Annotated in this window: 21 protein-coding genes and 1 rRNA gene; 10 read left to right on the top strand and 12 right to left on the bottom strand. The window is 52.1% G+C overall.

All coding sequences use genetic code 11. The features are described from left to right. Positions 1-41 precede the first annotated feature (41 nt). A complete protein-coding gene (gene wtpA, locus ACZ5TN_RS05695) occupies positions 42-1106 on the top strand; it encodes a tungstate ABC transporter substrate-binding protein WtpA (protein WP_464917532.1) in 1065 nt (354 codons plus the stop codon). Here wtpA and ACZ5TN_RS05690 read toward each other — a convergent pair. Together ACZ5TN_RS05690 and ACZ5TN_RS05685 are read right to left on the bottom strand one after the other, a co-directional pair. Continuing rightward, positions 1087-1503 carry a type II toxin-antitoxin system VapC family toxin gene (locus ACZ5TN_RS05690; RefSeq protein WP_464917387.1) on the bottom strand — a complete coding sequence of 139 codons (417 nt, stop codon included), beginning with the start codon at positions 1501-1503 and terminating at the stop codon, positions 1087-1089. The two genes, wtpA and ACZ5TN_RS05690, sit on opposite strands and share 20 nt — an antisense overlap. After that, positions 1503-1718, bottom strand: coding sequence for an AbrB/MazE/SpoVT family DNA-binding domain-containing protein (locus tag ACZ5TN_RS05685; protein ID WP_011248972.1), 216 nt, complete (start codon positions 1716-1718; stop codon positions 1503-1505). The genes ACZ5TN_RS05690 and ACZ5TN_RS05685 overlap by 1 nt, the downstream gene beginning before the upstream one ends. 129 nt (positions 1719-1847) lie before the next feature. Between ACZ5TN_RS05685 and wtpB the strand changes: the two genes are divergently transcribed. From wtpB to wtpC, 4 genes are read left to right on the top strand one after another with little or no spacing between them, the layout of a single operon-like run. Next, positions 1848-2591 carry a tungstate ABC transporter permease WtpB gene (gene wtpB, locus ACZ5TN_RS05680; protein WP_011248973.1) on the top strand — a complete coding sequence of 248 codons (744 nt, stop codon included), beginning with the start codon at positions 1848-1850 and terminating at the stop codon, positions 2589-2591. A 48-nt stretch (positions 2592-2639) separates the two neighbouring features. Beyond that, positions 2640-3659: an AAA family ATPase gene (locus tag ACZ5TN_RS05675; RefSeq protein WP_011248974.1), complete on the top strand. Its 1020-nt coding sequence runs from the start codon at positions 2640-2642 to the stop codon at positions 3657-3659. Between the two features lie 3 nt (positions 3660-3662). Further along, positions 3663-4394: a DUF3226 domain-containing protein gene (locus ACZ5TN_RS05670; protein WP_011248975.1), complete on the top strand. Its 732-nt coding sequence runs from the start codon at positions 3663-3665 to the stop codon at positions 4392-4394. A 5-nt stretch (positions 4395-4399) separates the two neighbouring features. Next, entirely contained in the window at positions 4400-5437 is a 1038-nt protein-coding gene (gene wtpC / locus ACZ5TN_RS05665; protein WP_464917386.1) for a tungstate ABC transporter ATP-binding protein WtpC, read from the top strand. Between the two features lie 27 nt (positions 5438-5464). Here wtpC and ACZ5TN_RS05660 read toward each other — a convergent pair whose 3' ends face one another. The 7 genes from ACZ5TN_RS05660 to ACZ5TN_RS05630 all read right to left on the bottom strand — a co-directional run bounded on the left by ACZ5TN_RS05660 (position 5465) and on the right by ACZ5TN_RS05630 (position 11546). Continuing rightward, positions 5465-6469, bottom strand: a complete 1005-nt coding sequence (locus ACZ5TN_RS05660; RefSeq protein ID WP_011248977.1) for an SPFH domain-containing protein — start codon at positions 6467-6469, stop codon at positions 5465-5467. A gap of 1 nt (position 6470) precedes the next feature. Then, a complete protein-coding gene (locus ACZ5TN_RS05655; RefSeq protein WP_464917385.1) occupies positions 6471-6965 on the bottom strand; it encodes a hypothetical protein in 495 nt (164 codons plus the stop codon). Between the two features lie 9 nt (positions 6966-6974). Beyond that, on the bottom strand, positions 6975-7868 hold the full coding sequence (locus tag ACZ5TN_RS05650) for a zinc ribbon domain-containing protein (RefSeq protein WP_464917384.1): 894 nt from the start codon (positions 7866-7868) through the stop codon (positions 6975-6977). After that, a complete protein-coding gene (locus ACZ5TN_RS05645) occupies positions 7868-8857 on the bottom strand; it encodes a TFIIB-type zinc ribbon-containing protein (RefSeq protein ID WP_464917531.1) in 990 nt (329 codons plus the stop codon). Before ACZ5TN_RS05645 ends, ACZ5TN_RS05650 begins: the two co-directional genes overlap by 1 nt. A gap of 93 nt (positions 8858-8950) precedes the next feature. Then, positions 8951-9604, bottom strand: a complete 654-nt coding sequence (locus ACZ5TN_RS05640; RefSeq protein WP_464917383.1) for an HAD family hydrolase — start codon at positions 9602-9604, stop codon at positions 8951-8953. After that, positions 9598-10254 carry a tRNA (N6-threonylcarbamoyladenosine(37)-N6)-methyltransferase TrmO gene (gene tsaA / locus ACZ5TN_RS05635; RefSeq protein WP_464917382.1) on the bottom strand — a complete coding sequence of 219 codons (657 nt, stop codon included), beginning with the start codon at positions 10252-10254 and terminating at the stop codon, positions 9598-9600. The genes ACZ5TN_RS05640 and tsaA overlap by 7 nt, the downstream gene beginning before the upstream one ends. 26 nt (positions 10255-10280) lie before the next feature. Beyond that, positions 10281-11546 carry an adenosylhomocysteinase gene (locus ACZ5TN_RS05630; RefSeq protein ID WP_464917530.1) on the bottom strand — a complete coding sequence of 422 codons (1266 nt, stop codon included), beginning with the start codon at positions 11544-11546 and terminating at the stop codon, positions 10281-10283. A 93-nt stretch (positions 11547-11639) separates the two neighbouring features. Between ACZ5TN_RS05630 and ACZ5TN_RS05625 the strand changes: the two genes are divergently transcribed. Beyond that, the gene (locus ACZ5TN_RS05625) at positions 11640-12518 is read left to right on the top strand and encodes an MBL fold metallo-hydrolase (protein ID WP_464917529.1); all 879 of its coding nucleotides are present in this window, start codon (positions 11640-11642) and stop codon (positions 12516-12518) included. A gap of 47 nt (positions 12519-12565) precedes the next feature. After that, positions 12566-13135, top strand: coding sequence for a cyclase family protein (locus ACZ5TN_RS05620; RefSeq protein WP_464917381.1), 570 nt, complete (start codon positions 12566-12568; stop codon positions 13133-13135). Here ACZ5TN_RS05620 and ACZ5TN_RS05615 read toward each other — a convergent pair. Both ACZ5TN_RS05615 and ACZ5TN_RS05610 read right to left on the bottom strand, forming a co-directional pair. After that, a complete protein-coding gene (locus ACZ5TN_RS05615) occupies positions 13097-13495 on the bottom strand; it encodes a ribonuclease P protein component 4 (RefSeq protein WP_464917380.1) in 399 nt (132 codons plus the stop codon). The genes ACZ5TN_RS05620 and ACZ5TN_RS05615 overlap by 39 nt on opposite strands. A 1-nt stretch (position 13496) precedes the next feature. Beyond that, a complete protein-coding gene (locus ACZ5TN_RS05610) occupies positions 13497-14999 on the bottom strand; it encodes a hypothetical protein (RefSeq protein WP_464917379.1) in 1503 nt (500 codons plus the stop codon). Between the two features lie 54 nt (positions 15000-15053). Between ACZ5TN_RS05610 and rrf the strand changes: the two genes are divergently transcribed. Both rrf and ACZ5TN_RS05600 read left to right on the top strand, forming a co-directional pair. Then, positions 15054-15175, top strand: a 5S ribosomal RNA gene (rrf, locus tag ACZ5TN_RS05605). A 74-nt stretch (positions 15176-15249) separates the two neighbouring features. Next, the gene (locus ACZ5TN_RS05600) at positions 15250-16305 is read left to right on the top strand and encodes a hypothetical protein (RefSeq protein WP_464917378.1); all 1056 of its coding nucleotides are present in this window, start codon (positions 15250-15252) and stop codon (positions 16303-16305) included. Here the strand turns inward: ACZ5TN_RS05600 and ACZ5TN_RS05595 are convergent. Beyond that, positions 16276-17019 (bottom strand): PH0542 domain-containing protein, encoded by a 744-nt coding sequence (locus ACZ5TN_RS05595; protein ID WP_464917377.1) that lies wholly within the window; start codon positions 17017-17019, stop codon positions 16276-16278. The two genes, ACZ5TN_RS05600 and ACZ5TN_RS05595, sit on opposite strands and share 30 nt — an antisense overlap. 69 nt (positions 17020-17088) lie before the next feature. Here ACZ5TN_RS05595 and ACZ5TN_RS05590 point away from each other — a divergent pair, with 69 nt between their 5' ends. Then, entirely contained in the window at positions 17089-18366 is a 1278-nt protein-coding gene (locus ACZ5TN_RS05590; protein WP_464917528.1) for an outer membrane protein assembly factor BamB family protein, read from the top strand. Positions 18367-18470 lie beyond the last annotated feature (104 nt).

Here is an 18470-nt window from a genome sequence, read left to right as displayed (position 1 = left end):
CGTTTAAATTACCCACTTCTGTCCTCTTTACGGTGGTTCAAATGAGAAAGGTCGGACTGTTGCTGACCGCGGTTCTTCTGCTGGCCGTTTTCTCGGCCGGCTGTATATCGAGCTCTTCGGAAAATGCCAACACATCTGAGAAGGAGACAACCCTGATAGTTTTCCATGCGGGTTCCCTCAGCATACCTTTCCAGGGGCTCGAAAACGAGTTCTCCGCATATGCTGAGAAGAACCTCGGCCTCAAGGTGAAGTTCCAGGACGAGGCGAGCGGGAGCGTTATGGCAGTTAGAAAGGTCACCGACCTGCACAGGAAGGCCGACATAGTGGCAACCGCCGACTACACCCTCATACCCCAGATGCTCGTCCCCAACTACACGGACTTCTACGTCCTCTTCGCGACCAACGAGATCGTCATAGCCTTCACAGAGGAGAGCAAGTACGCCGACGAGATGAAGGCCCATCCAGAGAAGTGGTACGAGATACTGGCACGCGATGACGTTTCCTTCGGCTTCTCAGACCCTAACCAGGACCCCTGCGGCTACCGCTCGGTAATGGTTATGAAGCTTGCCGACCTCTACTACGGCAAGCCCATCTTTGAGACGCTGGTGGAGAAGAATACTAACATCTACGCCAACGGCACGCACATCTACGCCCCGAAGGAAATTCAGGTTAAGAACAACAGGATCGTCATAAGGCCGAAGGAGACCGACTTAACTGGCCTCGTCGAGTCCGGAAGCCTAGACTACTTCTTCATCTATAAGAGCGTCGCCGAACAGCACAACCTCAGCTACATCACCCTGCCGGACGAGATCAACCTCAAGGACTTCAGCAAGGCCGACTACTACGGACAGGTCGAGATAACCCTCGGTTCGACCGGGAAGACAATAAAAGCCAAGCCCATCGTTTACGGTGTTACAGTGCTCAAGGACGCACCAAACAGGGAGCTGGCGATTGAATTCCTCAAGTTCCTGCTTGGGGAGGAGGGCAGGAAGGTATTCAGGGAGAACCACCAGGACTTCCTGAACCCGCCGGTGGCCTTCGGAAACGTGCCCGAGGAGATAAAGGGGCTGGTCGAGGTTCGGGAGCTTACTCCAGGACAACCCTGATGTCAAGCTTTTCAAAGTCCCTGTCAAAGGTGTAGATTTCACCTATCCCCTCTTCTTTCATTTTCACGTAAGCCAGTGCGTCGTTTATGCCGAGGTTCTTCTCCTCTGCTATCAGTGTTGCCTTCAGGTAGTCCCCATAGGATACATCGAGAACCTTCAGGTTTTCCATAGTTAAAAGCGTCAGGAGAATCTCAGCTGCCTTTTTCTTCCCTGTACGGCTTTCGATGACGTTTGCAACTTCGCTGAGATGTACTACTGTTGTGACAACTTCCTCTCCCTCGCTTACTCTCTTGAGTATCTCCTTGGCAACCTCTTTCATCATGCGGACGTTCTCTGGCGGTTCCTTCTTAGGCCGCAAGAAGGCGTAAATGAAGACATTGGCGTCAATGAACCTCATCACTCCCACAGCTCCCGCTTGAGTTCTTCCCATTCTTTCAGCTCTTCTACTTCAACGCTGTCGAAAAACTTCTTCAGGTTGGCCTTTCTCCGTGGTAGAACCTCAACTCTGTCGCCCAAATCAACGATGATTACTTCATCACCGAGCTTTTCCCTGAGTTCCTTTGGGAGATGGAGCCTTCCCTGCGCGTCTATCCTCTTCACAACTACTTCCATGCTCTCACCAAAACTGATATATTCTTGGAGCACTAAATAGTTTTTGGTAGAAATTTGGCTTTGTGGAGAAAGCAGTTTAGCTTAACAAACCCACAACTCTTAAATAAGCATTCCTCCAACTTTGGAGCGATGCGCCGGGACTACACCCTCTACCTCTTTGCAGCACTGGGGACCTTCCTGATAGCCTACATAGCCGTCCCGATAGCGGTTATTTTCCTCAAACAGGCCTCCGACGTGGAAATGCTTGTTAAAACCCTCCACGATCCGTATGTGATAGAGGCCATCAGAAACTCCCTTCTAACCGCGACCGCGACCGCCCTGATAGCCCTTCTCTTCGGTGTCCCCCTCGGCTACGTCCTGGCGAGAAAAGATTTCCCCGGAAAGAGCGCGGTTCAGGCTTTGGTGGACGTTCCGATAGTCATACCGCACTCAGTCGTCGGCATAATGCTTCTCGTCACGTTCTCAAACTCAATCCTCGACAGTTATAAGGGGATAGTAGCCGCGATGCTCTTCGTCTCTGCTCCGTTCACGATCAACGCCGCAAGGGATGGGTTTCTTGCGGTTGATGAGAAGCTTGAAGCCGTCGCCAGAACCCTCGGTGCTTCTCGTTGGCGGGCGTTTCTGTCTATTTCACTCCCGATGGCGTTTCCATCCATAGCGAGCGGGGCGATAATGACGTGGGCGAGGGCAATAAGCGAGGTCGGTGCGATACTGATAGTCGCTTACTACCCTAAAACTGCCCAGGTTCTCATCCTGGAGTACTTCAACAACTACGGACTGCGAGCATCGAGGCCTATAGCAGTGATTATGGTGAGCCTGAGCCTCGGAATCTTCGTAATACTCCGCTGGCTGGTGGGGAGGAAGAACGCTTGAGGATAAAACTTTAATTAGAGTAGCGTCGATAACGAAGAGGGGAGAGCTATGATAACATCTCTTCAGATTGAGAACTTCAGGGGCATAAAAAAGCTGAATCTGAGTAATCTTGGTCAGATTAATGTAATTGCGGGTAAAAACAACGCAGGCAAGTCGAGCGTGCTTGAGGCGTTATCTCTTTTCTTGGCGGCTTTTGGAGGAATTCAGTCAGTTAAGAGCGCTCTTCAAGAAATCCTGATATGGCGCGGATGGTATGGTTCTCAGGCTATAGAGGACTTATTTCATTCAAAGGCAGAACTTGCTAGGATTGTATCTACGAAGATAGATGCTTCATGGGAGCTTGTGCTAAAAAAGGAGATGTCCGGACTCAATGCATTGCCCACCCTTAAAGTTACGCTAAAACAGATCGATGAGGAGCATCCAAAGTTTAGTGCGGGATTTCAGATTCATAATCTAGTTGACAACAATGTATTGTCTATATCCCTGCTTTCATCAAAATTTGACCCCAGTCTTAATTTTGAATTCATAACTCCTCTGACTCTCCGTAAGTTTGGATATGTTGAGAGCCTCTACTCCATTGGCTATGAGAGGAAGGTTGTAAAAGAAAGCATAAACATCCTTAACGAGGCTTATCCTGAGGTTGAGGGGTTTAGTCCCCTGTTCAAAGCAAATAAATGGATACTCCACGTCGAGACCAAATATGGTGTTTATCCATATTACTTAATGGGAGAAGGATTCAAAAACGCGATGATCATAGCGTTTCTGGCATCGCTTTTAAAGGGGGGATACCTTCTCATAGACTCCGCAGAGGCCTTCCATCACCCCAAGTCCCTGAGGGTCATGTCCAAGACCCTCGTTAAAGGGGCAAAGCAAAACGATGTCCAGGTGTTTTTAACCACCCACAGCATTGAGCTTATCGACATGCTAATCAAATATGGCTTAGAAAGCAAGGTTGATGGAAGGGTGATTTACATGAAGCGTGAGAACGGAAACGTAAAAGCCTCAATAGAAACCTTTGAAGAATCGCAAGAACTAAGGGAAACCCTGGGATTGGATCTGAGGGGATGAAACATGGAGACTAGGCTTTTGCTTTTGGAAGGTCGGACTGATGTTAGTTTCTTTCTTCCTTTGATAAAAGAGCTTTATGGATTCAAAGAGGCCAAATGTGAGGATCTTCCAGTTTTAGAAGAAGGTCCGAAAAAGAAAGGACTATCACGGGCAATCTGCCTGAGTAAAGATGATACTAGGTTGGTTGTGTGGCACGCCAACGGAAAGGACAATCTAAAAAACGCCCTTAAATTGATTTTCAAAGCGATTGAGAGGCTTGAGGATACACCCGCCATCATCGGGATTGCGAGGGACGTTGATACCGAGGAGAGCATCTTAAACTGGGCTAAAAGCACTTTGCAGAGTGGGGGTTTTGAACCCGATGTAAAAGATGGATATCTCATGATAAACGGGATAAAGGTCATTCCATTTGGAATTGGGGAAGTTGATTTTGATGCAAGGGACATCGATCTAAAAAAAGAACTTGAACTCTTAATGGCTCTTCTAGCTAAGAAGGAAAGCAGCCTCTCAAAGCTAGAGGGTTCTATAAGTCAGCTCAGGAAAGACTTGGGGAGAAAGCTCACCCCAAAGGATATCATGCATCTCCTGGCAATCGCCCGGAACTATGGTGGAGACTCTATGTCGGGACTGTACCGAAACTTCATTGAGAAACTAATCAGGGAAAACAGGGAGCTCGTGGAGGAGTTTTTGAACGAGTCGGGATTGAAAGAATTCCTAAACGCTATTGCTCGGTGAGAATCATGGTTCTTATGGTTGAAGGAATCTCCAAGGACTACCGTGAGTTTCATCTAAGGGATGTAACGTTCTCGGTAGAGAAGGGGGAGCATTTTATAGTACTCGGGCCAAGCGGTGCTGGAAAGACGGTTCTTCTTGAAGTGATAGCGGGGATAATAGAGCCCGACTCTGGAAGGATATTCCTGAACGGGGAGGACATAACTGACCTGCCGCCCGAGAAAAGGGGCCTGGCTTACATACCCCAGAACTACGCCCTCTTCCCGAACATGAGCGTCTTCGACAACATAGCCTTCGGCCTGAAAGTGCGGAAGGTTCCGAAAGCCGAAATTGAGCGGAAAGTAAGAGAGCTCTCGGAAGTCCTCGGCATTTCCCACCTTCTCAAAAGAAAGCCGAAGACCCTGAGCGGCGGTGAGATGCAGAGGGTAGCGATAGCGAGGGCTCTTGCAGTTGAACCCGAGCTTCTTCTCTTGGATGAGCCCTTTGCCAACCTTGACGTACAGACAAGGGGAAGACTCATTAACGAAATGAAAAGGTGGAGGAAAGAGCTTGGCTTCACAGCCCTCCATGTCACGCACTCCTTTGAGGAGGCCGTGAGCCTGGGCGATAGGGTCGGGGTCATGCTCAATGGACGGCTCGTTCAAGTTGGCCCTGTTAGAGAAGTGTTCTCACGGCCAGCGAGCGAGGAAGTTGCGAAATTCCTTGGCTTTGAAAATATCGTTGAGGGCATAGCCGAGGGAAGAGTTCTCCGCGCAAACGGCCTCGTGATAGAGCTCCCCATTGAGGCTTCTGGAAAAATCAGGGTCGGGATAAGGCCCGAGGACATCGTGCTGTCTGATGAACCTCTGAAGAGCTCGATGAGAAACACCTTCCAGGCCGAAGTCGTCGGCATTGAGGAGCTCGGTCCGCTCGTCCGCGTAAGGCTAAAGGCCGGTGGAGTGGAGCTTTCAGCATTCGTTACCCGCTCTTCGGTGCTGGAGCTGGGGCTCGAGGCCGGAAAAAACGTGTGGGTGGGCTTCAAGGCAAGTGCCGTCCACGTCTTTTAAAATTGAAAATTTGAAAACGCAGAAGACTCATTCAATCTTTGCCCCGCAGACCGGGCAGAACTTCGCTCCTTCAGGAACTATGTGGCCGTTCGGACAGCGTTTTATCTCGTGGCCGCAGTAGGGACAGAACCTCGCTCCAGGTGGAAGGGGCTTGCCGCAGTACGGGCATATCTCCTGCTGTTGGGCCTGCGGTTGGGCTTGTTGCTGTGCCGGCTGGTTCTGGTATCCTGCCGGAGGAACTCCACCTCCAGCATTGGGCTGGGCGGGCTGAGCCGGGGCCTGCGGCTGCATCAGCTGGGGAATGAGAACCATTCCTGTGCCAACCGAGGCGCTTCCGCTCTTTCCGAGTTCAGCAGCAACCTGCTTCGCGGTATCTAACTGCATTACAGCCTGGGCGTTGCCAGTCTGCATTATCCAGAAGAGCCTCTGCCTCCACTCGTCTGTCGTGTTCACGCCCTCTATCTTCACATCTACAAGTTCAAGGCCCAGCCTCCTGAAGTCCTCCATGAGCTTTACCTTGACCTGCGTGCTGACCATGTCGAGGTTCTGGAAGAGATCAACGATGGAGTAGGAGCTGAGGTGCTTCATCATGCCCTCGTTGAAGTAAGCGCGGATGAACTTCGTAACGTCGCTCGTGTCGTAGAGGCTCTGGCCACCTACGACCTCCGTCAGGAACTGGACAGGATCAGCAACCTTGAACCAGTAGACACCGTAGTACTTTATGGGAGCGAGCTCTCTCGTCTGCGTCTCGCCTCCGTACCTTCCCTGGAACTCCTTGGTGCTGACGAAGATTACCGTCGCTTTAAACGGGCTGTTGCTCCCGCCGACGAGTTTGTAAAGCAATGGAAGGTTCTGGGTCGTCAGCGTGTGCCTGCCCGGCCCGAAGACGTCGTAAACCTTCCCGTCGCGCATGAAGACCGCAACTTCATACTCGTGGACTACCAGCTGGGCGCCCCACTTTATGACCTCGTTTGGGTACCTCCAGATTATCTCGTCCTCTCCTGGATTGACCCACTCAATAACCTGCACCATATCACTCACCCCTCAGTATTGCGCTCCTTCCTTCGAGGACTTCCTCGAAGTTCCTCAGCATGTCATCGAGGGCGAAGACCTCCCCACCAAGTCTTTGAGGATCGGCAACGGCTCCGGAGATTGCGCCGGCCTTATCCCTGATCCCTTCGGCCAGCTCTATCATCTTCGCGTCGTACTCGATGAGCTTCTCAAGCTCCTTCTCCTTTATCTTCACCCTGTCAAAAAAGCCGGCGTAGCCTGCTTCGGCGTGCTTGACCTTCCCCTCGAGCATAACCAGCCTCTTCCTCATGTCCTCTATTGCCATAAGCATGTTGCAGTTCACCATTGCGCACCTCTGTAGGGCCCTTTCGAGCTCTCTCCTTGCCCCTGCGAGTATCTCTGCTACCTTTGCCCTCACAAGCCTGTCGTCCTCCCTCAGGAGCTCCTTCTTCTTGTAGCCGTGGAAGCCGGGAACGACGAGCTCAAGCTTTTCCCATATCGAAGTTTCCTTCCCCATAATACCACCTCAAACGGGCATGAAGTATGTGTTGCCCTTCATTACCCCCATAACCTCACTAACAACCCTCTTGCTAACAGAGCCTTTTGAAAAGACTCCTGCGGCTCCGGCGCCTCCCCCAACGAGGCCGCCGATGAGTCCCCAGACTGTTCCAGTGTAGGCCGACGCTATGATTCCGAGCACCGCCCCGGCACCGATAAGTCCGATGCCGAGGAGAGTAGCCCTCTTCCTGGCCTCGCTCATCAGCGGATACTCCGCTCTTATCACCCTTCCATCGGTCCCGTCAACGAAGTTGACGAAGCTCTGGCCATCGTACTCATAGTGGACTTCCCAGACTGGGTAGTGCACAAGACCCTGGAAGACCACTTCAAGCTCGAACTCACCGGTTCTGGCGCTTTCCTCCCTCACCTCCTGCTGCAACGCCGTCGTTATGTGGGAGCGGGCTATCTCCTCCGCCTTCTCCCTTGGCATCTCCGGCTCGTAGTACTTTCCCTTCTTCACTATGGCCTCGTCAAAGAACCTCTTACCCCTGACCGGGAACGGGTAGTTCATCAGGAGCGTCTTGAAGGGCGAACCTGCTGGAATCCCGAGAAAGCGGACTTCTTCAACGGTCTCCTTGTACTTGTCCCCCCCGTGGAGGTAGAAGAAGTAGACCGGAACCCAGTGGAGCTCCTTCTTAGTTATCCTCGCGTCCACTATGTCAGCCGGGGCACCGTACTGCCTTGAGAGGAACTTGAGGAGCTTTCCAGCGGGGTCTTCCCTCATCGGCGGGAAGAAGAAGTGCTCCCCAACCTTCTCGCCGCTTTCAACCTTGAACGTTGCCCCGCAGTATGGGCAGGTCGCAACGGTTACTGTATCTGGAACTTTGAATGTGGCTGAACAGACGGGGCAGGTTACCTCCATCAGATCACCCCCAGGGAGCCTTCCCTCTCGACCCTCTGCCCTTCGAGGGCCTTACTCCCTGCGACCCAGCCGAGGACTGCTCCGCCGACCATCGCGATTATTCCGAAGACCGGCGATGTTGAGACCAATGCCCCGCCGAAGGCCGCTATCAGCGCCCCGACCCCTGCCCCTGCCAGGTATTCGGCTCTTCTGAACAGGTTCATCGGCTCGGTGGCAGCGACTGCCTTTCCATCCCAGCCCGCGAAGACCGTCTGGAATATCGAGTTGCCGTACCTGTAGTAGACCGTCCACAGAGGAAGGAGGATGAGCCTGACGTTTTCCGGTTCTGATGCGTGTATATCAAACCGCTCTATCCTGTCGGATTTCGCTAAAAAGCGGTTCCTTATCACGTCCACGGCGTCTTCCCTCATCATGAGCTTCGCGTGGAGCTCGTCCATCTCCGTGTTGAGGATTTCGAGCTTTATCTTGCCCCAGTTCTCCTCGTCGAGGTCAAGGAGTTTTTTCTCCTTCGGCCTGCTCTTTGAGAAGTGCTTTACCATATCTTCAACGCCGAGGCTCTTTACTTGCCTCCTGGCCGAGCCGAGGAGCGAGAGGTTCTCGTTCACCCTCTCCGTGTAGTGCATCTCGACCGTGTGGCAGTGGGTATTTCCTTTGGAATCCGTGTGGCACTCCTGCTCGCGCTTCATATACCTTACAGTTCCCTCAACGTGCACGTTTCCTGCCCAGTAGGGAGCGTAGTGCCCCTCTATCCCGACTATCTGGATGTCATCCTTTATTCTCCTCAAGTCGAAGTCCTTCTCGACCCTCTTCCAGAAGGATTGGGCTATCGTGTTCTTGTCGAGGGAGGGGACGATGTAGATGTTCTCGGTCTTTATGTTGCCACTTATATGGTTCGGATAACCGCAGTAGGGACAGACCGCTATTATCGTCTCTGGAGAAACCTCAAGCGGTGCCCCACAACGCTCGCACTTAAAAGTGAGCTCCTCCATGTTGACCACTCTCATAGTTAGTAAAGGACTTTAGAGTTTTTAAGGATATTTTAAAAGAAAAACCGAGGCGTTATGACGACTGTTAAACTCCCATTATAACATGCCTTTAACAAGCTCCATGAGCTCCCAGAGGTCTTTCACGTAGTAGTCTGCTCCTTCAACCTTTCCAAACCTGATCACGTTTACGGCCTTAACTCCAGCCCCGTGAGCTGCTAGGACGTCGTTCGAACTGTCGCCCACAACTATAGCCTCCTCCGGCCGGAGGTTGAGCATTTTGAGCGCCTTTTGAATCAGATACGGACTGGGCTTCACCCCGTCGAGATTCGAGTAGTCCTTCCCTAGGACGAGGTCGAAGTGCTTCTCAAGGTCAAAGGCCCTCAGCACGAGGAGGGTGTTCTCGAGGGAGGCGTTGCTCACTGCCGCGAGCTTAAGGTTCAGTTTTTTCAGCTCTTCGAGTGCCAAAACGTCGGGAAAAGCCTTTATCTTCCCCCCGGCGAGCATTTTCTTCCGATATTTGTTATTCGCCGCGTCAATGATTTTCCACAGCTCGATTGGGTCTATGCCGAGTTTCTTCACGTAAGTCCTGGGGAGCTCCAGGCGGGCTGTCTTGGAGTAAAGCTCGTAGTCAAGTTTTATACCGTGCCTCTCAAGCTCCGGCTTGACCCACTCCTCGAACCACTTTTTATGGTCGTAACCCTCATAATAAACGAGGGTCTCGTCAACGTCGAAGATAATTCCCCTCAACATTCGAGTTCACCGAGCTTGTCCTTAATCTCAACGGGAAGGCTATCGTAAACCTCTTTTAGAGCTTCTATCAAGTCCTTCAGCTCCCTGGCAGTCAGTGTCGTGGTCTTTGGGCCGATTTCAAGGATGAGGGCATCGTACTCCCCAGGTGAGACCTCCTCAAGCTCATCCAGATGTTCGCTCCTCCGCGGGATGATGTTCACCTCACCTATCATTCTGCCCTCCCGTACGTGGGCTTCCCGTTCCTCTATGGGGACTTCCTTGGGACAGTCGTAGCGCTCGACGAATATCTTTATGTCCACCACGGGCGTTCCGTCGTGAGCATCAATCCAATCAATATAGAGCCTGTTTTCATCTATTCTGTGTATCCTGACTGTGTAGAGCGCTATCGGGTTCGGTCTGTAAGGTGAGCGCGTCGCGAAAACTCCAGTGAGCGGGTTCTTTGGGTTGCCGTAGGGATGAACTTTAAGGACCCTCCGCCTGGCAGGGGTGTCGCTCTCGTGGAACCACAGGACGAGCTTTATCCAGTCCCCCTCGCGGAGACCATCAATGGCCCCTCTGAACTCAGGAAGGATTTCAATGAACGTCTCATGAAGCTCCTCGTCCTTTCTCACGTGGCCGAGGGGGACTAGTTTGAGGGGCTCGAACTCCATACTCCCACCTCAAAAATGGAAGGGAGTCAGGTGCCGTGCTCCCAGCTTTCCAGATATTTCTTTTGCTCTTCTGTGAGTTCCTCAATTTTTATCCCCATCGAGGCGAGCTTTATCCTCGCCACCATCTCGTCTATCTCCCTCGGAAGAACGTAGACCTTCGGCTCAAGCCTTCCGCGGTTCTCCTTGATGTACTCAGCGGCTTTCGCCTGGAGCGCGAAGCTCATGTCCATTATCTCCGCTGGATGACCGTCGGCAGCGGCTAGATTCACAAGCCTGCCCTCGGCAAGGAGGTAGAGCCTCCTCCCGTCTGCCATCTTGTACTCTGTGATGTTCGGCCTTGGCTCGCTTATCTCAACGGCCAGCTCTTCAAGGTCGGGCTTTGAAATCTCGACGTCGAAGTGGCCGGCGTTTGCGAGAATAGCTCCGTCCTTCATGAGCTCGAAGTGCTCCTTCCTTATGCAGTTGATATCGCCAGTGGCAGTTATGAAGATGTCGCCTACCTTAGCCGCCTCCATCATGTCCATGACGAGGAATCCGTCCATTCTGGCCTCCAGTGCCCTAATGGGGTCGACCTCAACCACGATGACAGTTGCACCCAATCCTCTGGCGCGCATCGCTATGCCCCTTCCGCACCAGCCGTAGCCGACAACGACGACGTTCTTTCCAGCGACGAGGAGGTTCGTCGTCCTTATGATGCCGTCCCAAGTGGACTGTCCCGTCCCGTAGCGGTTGTCGAAGAGGTACTTGGTGTAGGAATCGTTGACCGCTATGATCGGGAACTTGAGGACGCCATCCTTCTCCATGGCACGGAGCCTTATGACGCCGGTTGTGGTTTCCTCGCTTGCCCCCCATATTTCGGGAATCAGCTCCTGCCTCTCCTTCAAAACCGTGCTCACCATGTCCGCTCCGTCGTCTATGATGATGTTTGGTTTTACGTCGAGGGCCTTGTGCATGAACTCGTAGTACTGCTCCCTGTCCTCTCCCCTTATAGCGTAGACCTTGACCCCCGCCTTTGCCAGAGCGGCAACTACATCGTCCTGGGTGGAGAGTGGGTTGCTGGCAGCTGCCGAAACTTCGGCTCCAGCCGCTTTCAGCGTCAGAAGCAGAAAGGCAGTCTTCATCTCAAGGTGTAGAGTCGCTGCTATCCTAACGCCCTTAAACGGTTTCCTCTCTTCAAAGTCCTTCCTGATGTGCTGGAGAACCGGCATGAAGCGGGAGACCCAGTCTATCTTCTTCTCCCCGCTCGGTGCCAGGGAGATGTCCTTAACGCAGTAATCCTTCGTGCAGTCCATAAACTTCACCGACCTTAACTCAACGGGGGAGCTTAAAAGCCTCTCCCCGGGAAGGTTTATCTGCTTTGAAAACAATTCCCCTTGGTGAAAACGATGGGAGTTAGAAAGCTCGGAGACAGCGCTTACCTCTACCCAGGAAGTCCCTCGACTCTTATTCGGATTCATGAGGGAAATGCCGTCCTCGTTGATCCCGGACACGGAAGCGGGAGGCACAAGGACCTGAGGAGGGAAGTCGGGAAGCTCGGACTTGAGGTAAATCTCCAGCTCGCAACCCACGGGCACGCCGACCACGTCTCGGTATGTCCAAAGATCGACGCTCCCCTCCTCACCCATCGCTTTGAGTTCTCAATAGCCGAAAGCCCTCTCAACAGGGAGATTCTGACATTTGGCTCAAAGGCTCCAGAGGGTTTTCTGGCCTATGCTTTTCCGGAGGAAGTAAAAGCTCACGGAGTTTTTGAGTGGGGCGATGAAATAGCCGGCTTGAAGGCAGTTCAGCTCAACGGCCACTCCCCCGGCATGACGGGCTTTTTAGATGAGGAGAACGGCTTAATTTACGCTGGGGACTCCTTCTTTGGCGAGAGGCTCCTCCAGTCGGTTGGCCTGCCGTACCTCGTGGATGTTGGGCTTTTCAGGAAGTCCCTTGAGACTCTGCGAGAGTATGCAGGCTCAGGCTACCTCCTGATACCATCCCACGGAAAATCAGTCTCGGGTGAAGAAGCCATTGAAACTCTCGAATTCAATATCAAACGAGTCGAAGACTCTGAGAAGCTTGCCTTGGAGTTTCTCAGAGAACCTCTGTCTGTGGATGAGCTTGCCTTCAGGATTATGCGCTCTTTGGGGGTTGAGATCACCCCCAAGAAGCTTTCCCTGAACCTTGTGCCTGCGAGGGCCCTAATAGCGGAACTCTACAACAGGGGAGAGCTTGAAGCGGTCGTTGAGAACGGCCTCAAATGGGTTCGGCAGAAGGAATAGTCCGAAAAGGTTTATATGGATTAGCTCAAAATTTCAGTGGTGGGTCTATGATAGTTGACCTTTCCCTTCCCCTCAATGAGGAGACGCCGGTTTATCCCGGCGACCCGGAGATAAAGGTTCGCCCGTGGGCTTTCATGGATACCGACGGCTACTACATGAACGTCATAAAGATGGGAGAGCACTCCGGGACGCATGTGGATGCCCCAGCCCACTTTGTTCCCGGCGGAAAGACCGTAGATGAGCTTCCACTCGATAAGTTCATCGGCAAAGCTTTTGTCATTGATGTCCGCGGTGGGGAGGGCCCGGTCAGGCTTGAGGAAATCCCCGACTCTGGCTATTACGGCAAGATAGTCCTGTTCCTCACTGGCGGCAGGGAGCTTTCCCCAGAGGTTGCCCTCTTCCTCGTTGCCGAGGGAGTTAAGGCCGTTGGAACCGATTATATGACGATAGGGGACGAGACGACTCATACGATCTTCCTCTCAGAGGAGATTCCAATCTTCGAGAACCTGGCAAACCTTGAAGAAGTTCTTGGAAGGGAGTTCACGTTCATAGCGTTCCCGTTGAAAATAGAAGGTGGTTCAGGAAGTCCAGTCAGGGCCGTTGCCATTCTCGGTTGATTTAGAGGTATACTTCCTCCGAGCTTTCTTCTCCTTCAGGTATGGATAGCGCATTATGTTGCCGCAGTTCAGACACGTTATGACGACGTGGGGATAGGGCTTGTCTCTGAGCCTTACCCTCGCGTTCACACCCGGGACGAGGAAGGAGTGGCATTTCTTGCAGTAGCGCCTTTTCCATTTCCTCGGCATCCTTATCTTGGCCTTCTGTTGAACAGCAAGGGCTATTTCTACGTACCTGTTGGCCAGCTCTGGCGAATACGGGAAGACCCTCTCCGCGAGTGTGAAAAGGGTTTCCACCCTCTCGCGGGCTATCCTCTTCTTTTCCCTCTGCTCCTTTCTCCTGATGTCCTTTTTCCCCATGCTACCACCTTATTAGCCTGAGCTTACCCGGGAGAGGTTCGTAAAGGTAGCCCTCGCGGAGGAGGTTATCTACTATCTCCTCGGCCTTACCCTTAGCAATCCCGTACTCCACGAGCGCCCTTATGAACTCTTCCCTCGAAACTGTGCCGTCCTTCCTCGTTGCCTCTAGGTCAGCAAAGATTCCGAGTGCCCTGCCGGCGAGCTTATCACTCCCGACGTACCGCTCATATTCCCTCACAAGCCTCAGCTTCTCCCTTTCGGGGAGTTCGTTTACCCAGAGGTCGGTGAGTTCCTGGTAAATCCCGATTAGGTCAGTTATCAGCGGCTTTGAGAGCCGTCCCTCCAGACGGGCCATTGAACCCAACAGCCTCGCTCCCAGACGGTAGCGCAGGTTCGCGTTGAAGACCTTCCCGGAGAGGGTGAGCGCATCGAACAGCTCGCCGTACTCCCGTCTGTTCTTTGCGAGAAAATTCTCAAATTTTCTTCCATAGTCCTTAAGATCCCAGGGGTTTAGGGTACCGAGCCTTTCCCTGGCGAGCATTACGGTAACTATCAGGTTTGGGATCAGCTCCTCAAGCTCCCTGTTTTTTTCATAACTTACTGGCTCTGTCAGGACAAACGGCGTCTCGGCCAGCAGCGCTGCTTCATCCTCGGGTCTTATCCCTGCTCTCGGCGTAAGGAAAGTTGCCTCCTTTTTCTCAAAGGTTTTCAGGGCCCACTTCGGGACTGGAACTTCACTCTCTAGCAGGGTCTTGTTGTGGGGGACATAGTAAAGGGGGCCCGCTCTTGATGGCCACGTGAACCTGAAGTCTATCCCTAGAAAGCCATCGTCCTCAACTTCTCCCCATCTGTCCCTTCTCAACTGCATCTCCCAGGGGAGCAGGGAGTAAATGTATTTTAGAGCCTCCCACAGGGAAAGCGTGACGTTCTTTGAGCCCTCGAGTCCTTTGAACCCCGAAAGCGTGAACCCATCAAGCCAGTTCGTGCCAACCACAAAGGGTGCTGTAAGGATGGAATACATGATTGCCCTCTCTAACTCGTAGCTGGCGTAGATAGTATCCGAGACTAAGTTCTCAAGTTCGCTTTTTGACAGCGCCAGCGAACGGTAGTCCTTCCAGTATTCGGAGTAGTCTGCCGGCGATATTCTCCTCGCGTGGAGCAGTCTCAGAGTTCCGAAAGGATAAGCGTCGAGTATTCCCTCAGCCTCTACGTATTCACCAGGTTGTATCCTTGCGTCTATTCTTGTGTCCTCGTTTATCTTGACGACGAGGTAAGCCCTGGGTCCGCGGTAGCTTTTCATCTCGGAGGGAGCGAGTGGAGAGAGCAGGTAGTAAATCCCGTCTCTGGGCGCGTTTGGAGGTTTTCTCAGAATAATGAATCCTCTAACTCTGATATCCTCTCCATTTTTGGTCCTTTGCAGGGTTTCAAGGAAGTCTTTAACCTTTCTTTCAGGGGTTAATGCGGGCTTTCTCTCAAGGTGAATTAGTTTTATGAGCTCCTCCATCGTGACTCGCTTGACCGCAAAGTTTATAAAGTCATCTCTGGAGCTATGAAACGGCACGGCGGCCATAGCGGCGGGGCCACACCCGGTCTCGTTTCGACCCCGGAAGTTAAGCCCGCCAGCGTTCCCGGGTGTACTGCCCTCCGAGAGGGGGCGGGAAACCGGGAACGCCGCCGGCCACTAACCTTCTGTCGTAATTATCTACACAAAAGCTATTTAAATTTTGAAACGTTACTGTTTCTGGTCGGTTGTTATGCTCGGCAAATCCAAGGGGGGCAAGGGGGATTGGGATTACATAGTTCAGAATCATCCCGAGATAATTGAGGAACTGAAGAGTTTACACAATTGGGACGAGATTAAGTCGATTATTCCCGAGGCGGAAAACCTAGGAGCTTATCATCTGATATCCCTCCAGGCTATAGCCGCCCTTATCCGGGAGCTTAAAATTCAGAGGGGGCACCTTAGTGAGAGAATAGAGAGGCTGTCTTCTAATCTTGACTACTTCCACAGCACCCAGCGGGAGCAGAATGCTTCTTTTGAAAAGCGCCTGAAGGAGCTTGAGGACAGGATTTCCACCCTGGAACAGAGAACCCTCTTTATGGACAGTGTGGAGGCGATAATCCCCCGCATGAACGAGCTTGAGGAGAAGCTCGAGGGGCTTCCTGCTGAGCTCTATAAAAGGCTGGAGGGCGCCTATTCTCAGAAGCTTGATGAGGAAATGAGGAAGATAGTTGCCGAAAAGGTTGAGGAGCTTAAGAAGGAGCTAGAGCAGGAGACGCTCTCGGTGGGTGTTGAACTTGCAAGAACACTCAAAGAGATTCAGGAGCACTACGAACGGCTCGTCCAGGAAAACGTCAAGTTGAAGGGCCTTGCCAGGGAAAATGAAGCCCTGAAAAGAGAGCTGCTCGAAAAGGAGAGGGAGCTTGAGGAACTGAGAAAGAGACTGGCATTGATGGATGAAATGACCATGCGGGTTGAGAAGCTGGGAGAAAAGATTAACGCCTATGAGGTCCAGCTTAGGAAAATGAAGGCAGTTGAAAAGCAGCTGCTTGAGATTACCGGTGCCAGGGATGTTTCTTCTGCCATTGAGATAATCAAGAAGGAATTCATTCCGCGCTCGAAGTTTGAGAAGATTCTGGGAGAGGTAAAGGCGGCAGTGGCGGAGATGGACGTTTTAAAGGAGGAAAACGAGAGACTGCGTAGGGAGAACGAAAAGCTCAAAGATGCCCTTAAGATGCTCCTCCAGGAGAGGACTTCGAGCGAGAACACTGAGCAGGAATCACTCCTTCTCAAGGAGGAGGAGTCTTGAGAGGGCTTCCTCGATTTTGCGCTTTACTAGGTCGCTTGGGTCTTTCATTTCCTTGAGCTTTTCGATGACTATAACGCGGAGCTTCTTGTTTTTCTCCGCCAGCTTCTCAAGGGTCTCGACTGCACTCGCGCGAACAACCTCGTCCTTGTCATTTAGGAGCGCAAAGAGCTTTGGAAGGAACGGAGTCACATACTTAAGCCCGTTATCCCCAAGTGCTGCGATGAAGTTGAGGGCGGCGAGCTTGTCTGCATTGTTCTTTGATGTGAGCAATATTCCTATGTCTTTGAAAACTCCGCTGAGGAGTGATGGGTTTGCCCTCATGATTTCTTCAAGCACGTAAGTCATGTTTATCTTAATCTTTGGATCACCAAGGCGGTAGTTTGCGAAGATTATCGGCACAACTTTTCTGACTTCCTCGGGGTTAATCCTTGCCAGTAAGCCGAATGTTCTTGCTATTTCCTGAGTTAGTGGAACGGCCTCGCTCTTCCGAACCATGACCATTAGTTTCGTAACAAGGGCTTCCTGGAGTGAGGGTATTTCCTCCATTATTGCAGAAATAACTCTGAGTGCGTTTTTCTGAACCGTCCAGAGATCATCGTCGAGGAGACTGATTACCTCTTTGAGGAACTCTCTGTCGATGATGGCCCGTGCTATTATCTCCTGTATCTGTTCTCCTGTTGCTAGGACCTCCCTGAGGTCCAGCTCTTTTTCCATCTTCCCACCACGGTAGAGATCGGCAAGGTTTTATATTAATCTTTTCATTACCTTTTCTTGGTGAAAACCATGGGAAAGGTAAAGGGTGTTTCGGCGCTGTTGCTAATCATCGCGATGCTGACTCTCCCGGCCGTTTCAAGCTCGGAAAACCCAGTGCTGTGGAAGGGTTCGGTGTGCAGTGATGTCCAGTATCAGAAGAGTATTGAGGCTGTGGCGATTACAAACACCACCATCTACGCTGCCTGCTCCTACCGTCAGGTCGCGAACTCCTCGGGGCTGATAGGAGTGTATTACCTTGGAACGCTCTATGCGTATTCCTTAAACGGCTCAAAGCTGTGGGAGAATGCTTCTGGTTACGTTGTCAAGCTCCATCCGATCGATGGGGGTGTTCTCGCGGGCAGTATGGGGGGATTGATACTCTTTGACAACTCCAGCAGAATCCTCTCCGTGGCCAACACTATGGGCAAGCTCTACGACTTCACGGTTAAAGATGGCGTCATCTACGCAGCCGGCGGTGACTACTTTATATCCGGCCCGAACTCTTCGGTAACCTACAGGGGCAGTCTCTACGCCGTTAACCTTGGAAAAAATCTAACTTTTATATGGAACGTCTCCGTTGATGACATGCTCTCCAGGGTTCGGGTTGGAAGGGGAGTCATCTATGCCTCCTCGGGGTTCCCATCGGGGTATTCTTTCTCGCACCAGTTTGGGTCGCTCTACGCGTTCTCCCTCGATGGAAGGCCCCTATGGAACATAACCCTCGGCCACTGGGTCAGGGACATGGAGGTGTGGAACGGCAGTGCGCTCCTGGGAACGGGCTTTGACAATTCAAGGGGCGAGATTTATCTGGTGTCCCCCAATGGAGAAGTACTGATGAAGGGGAGTGCCTTCTATGTGGAGGACATCCTCGTGGTTGGGGATACCGCTTATGTCTCGGGGTACAATGGGCAAAACGGCAGTGTAATTTCCCTGAGACTTCCGTCGGGCCAGGTGATCTGGGAGCAAGAGCTTCCATATAGGGCCAAAGTGATGGCCTACTCAGACGGTCTCCTCCTGGTTGGCGTGGGTAAGTTTGAGCAGAAGACCGAGAACGGTACAACGTACATCTACAGCGTCGGTTCCCTCTATGCTCTTGACCCAGAGAGCGGAGAGGTCGTCGGAAGTGTCCCTAACACCGGCTATGTAAGGAGCATCGCCGTCCTCGGGGACAGAGCTGTTGTTGGGACTGCCAGTTCGGAGTTCTACGTGATTGACGTCAGTGCCCTCAAGGGCAAAAAGGGAACGTGCGGGCCGGCGGGTATAGTCCTGCTGGCTGTACTATTTGGGCTTCTGATTAAGAGACTTTGAGAATTTTGCTTTTTTCTTAATCTATTTGTCGAACAACCTGTGTTGGATATCCTGCAACTGATTGGTAATAAAATTCTATGTTGAAGGGTGGCAATGTGACTGGA

Source organism: Thermococcus sp. JCM 11816 (assembly GCF_055396515.1).
Note: the sequence above shows the minus strand (reverse complement) of the source record. Positions and strands in the feature narration are given on the sequence as shown.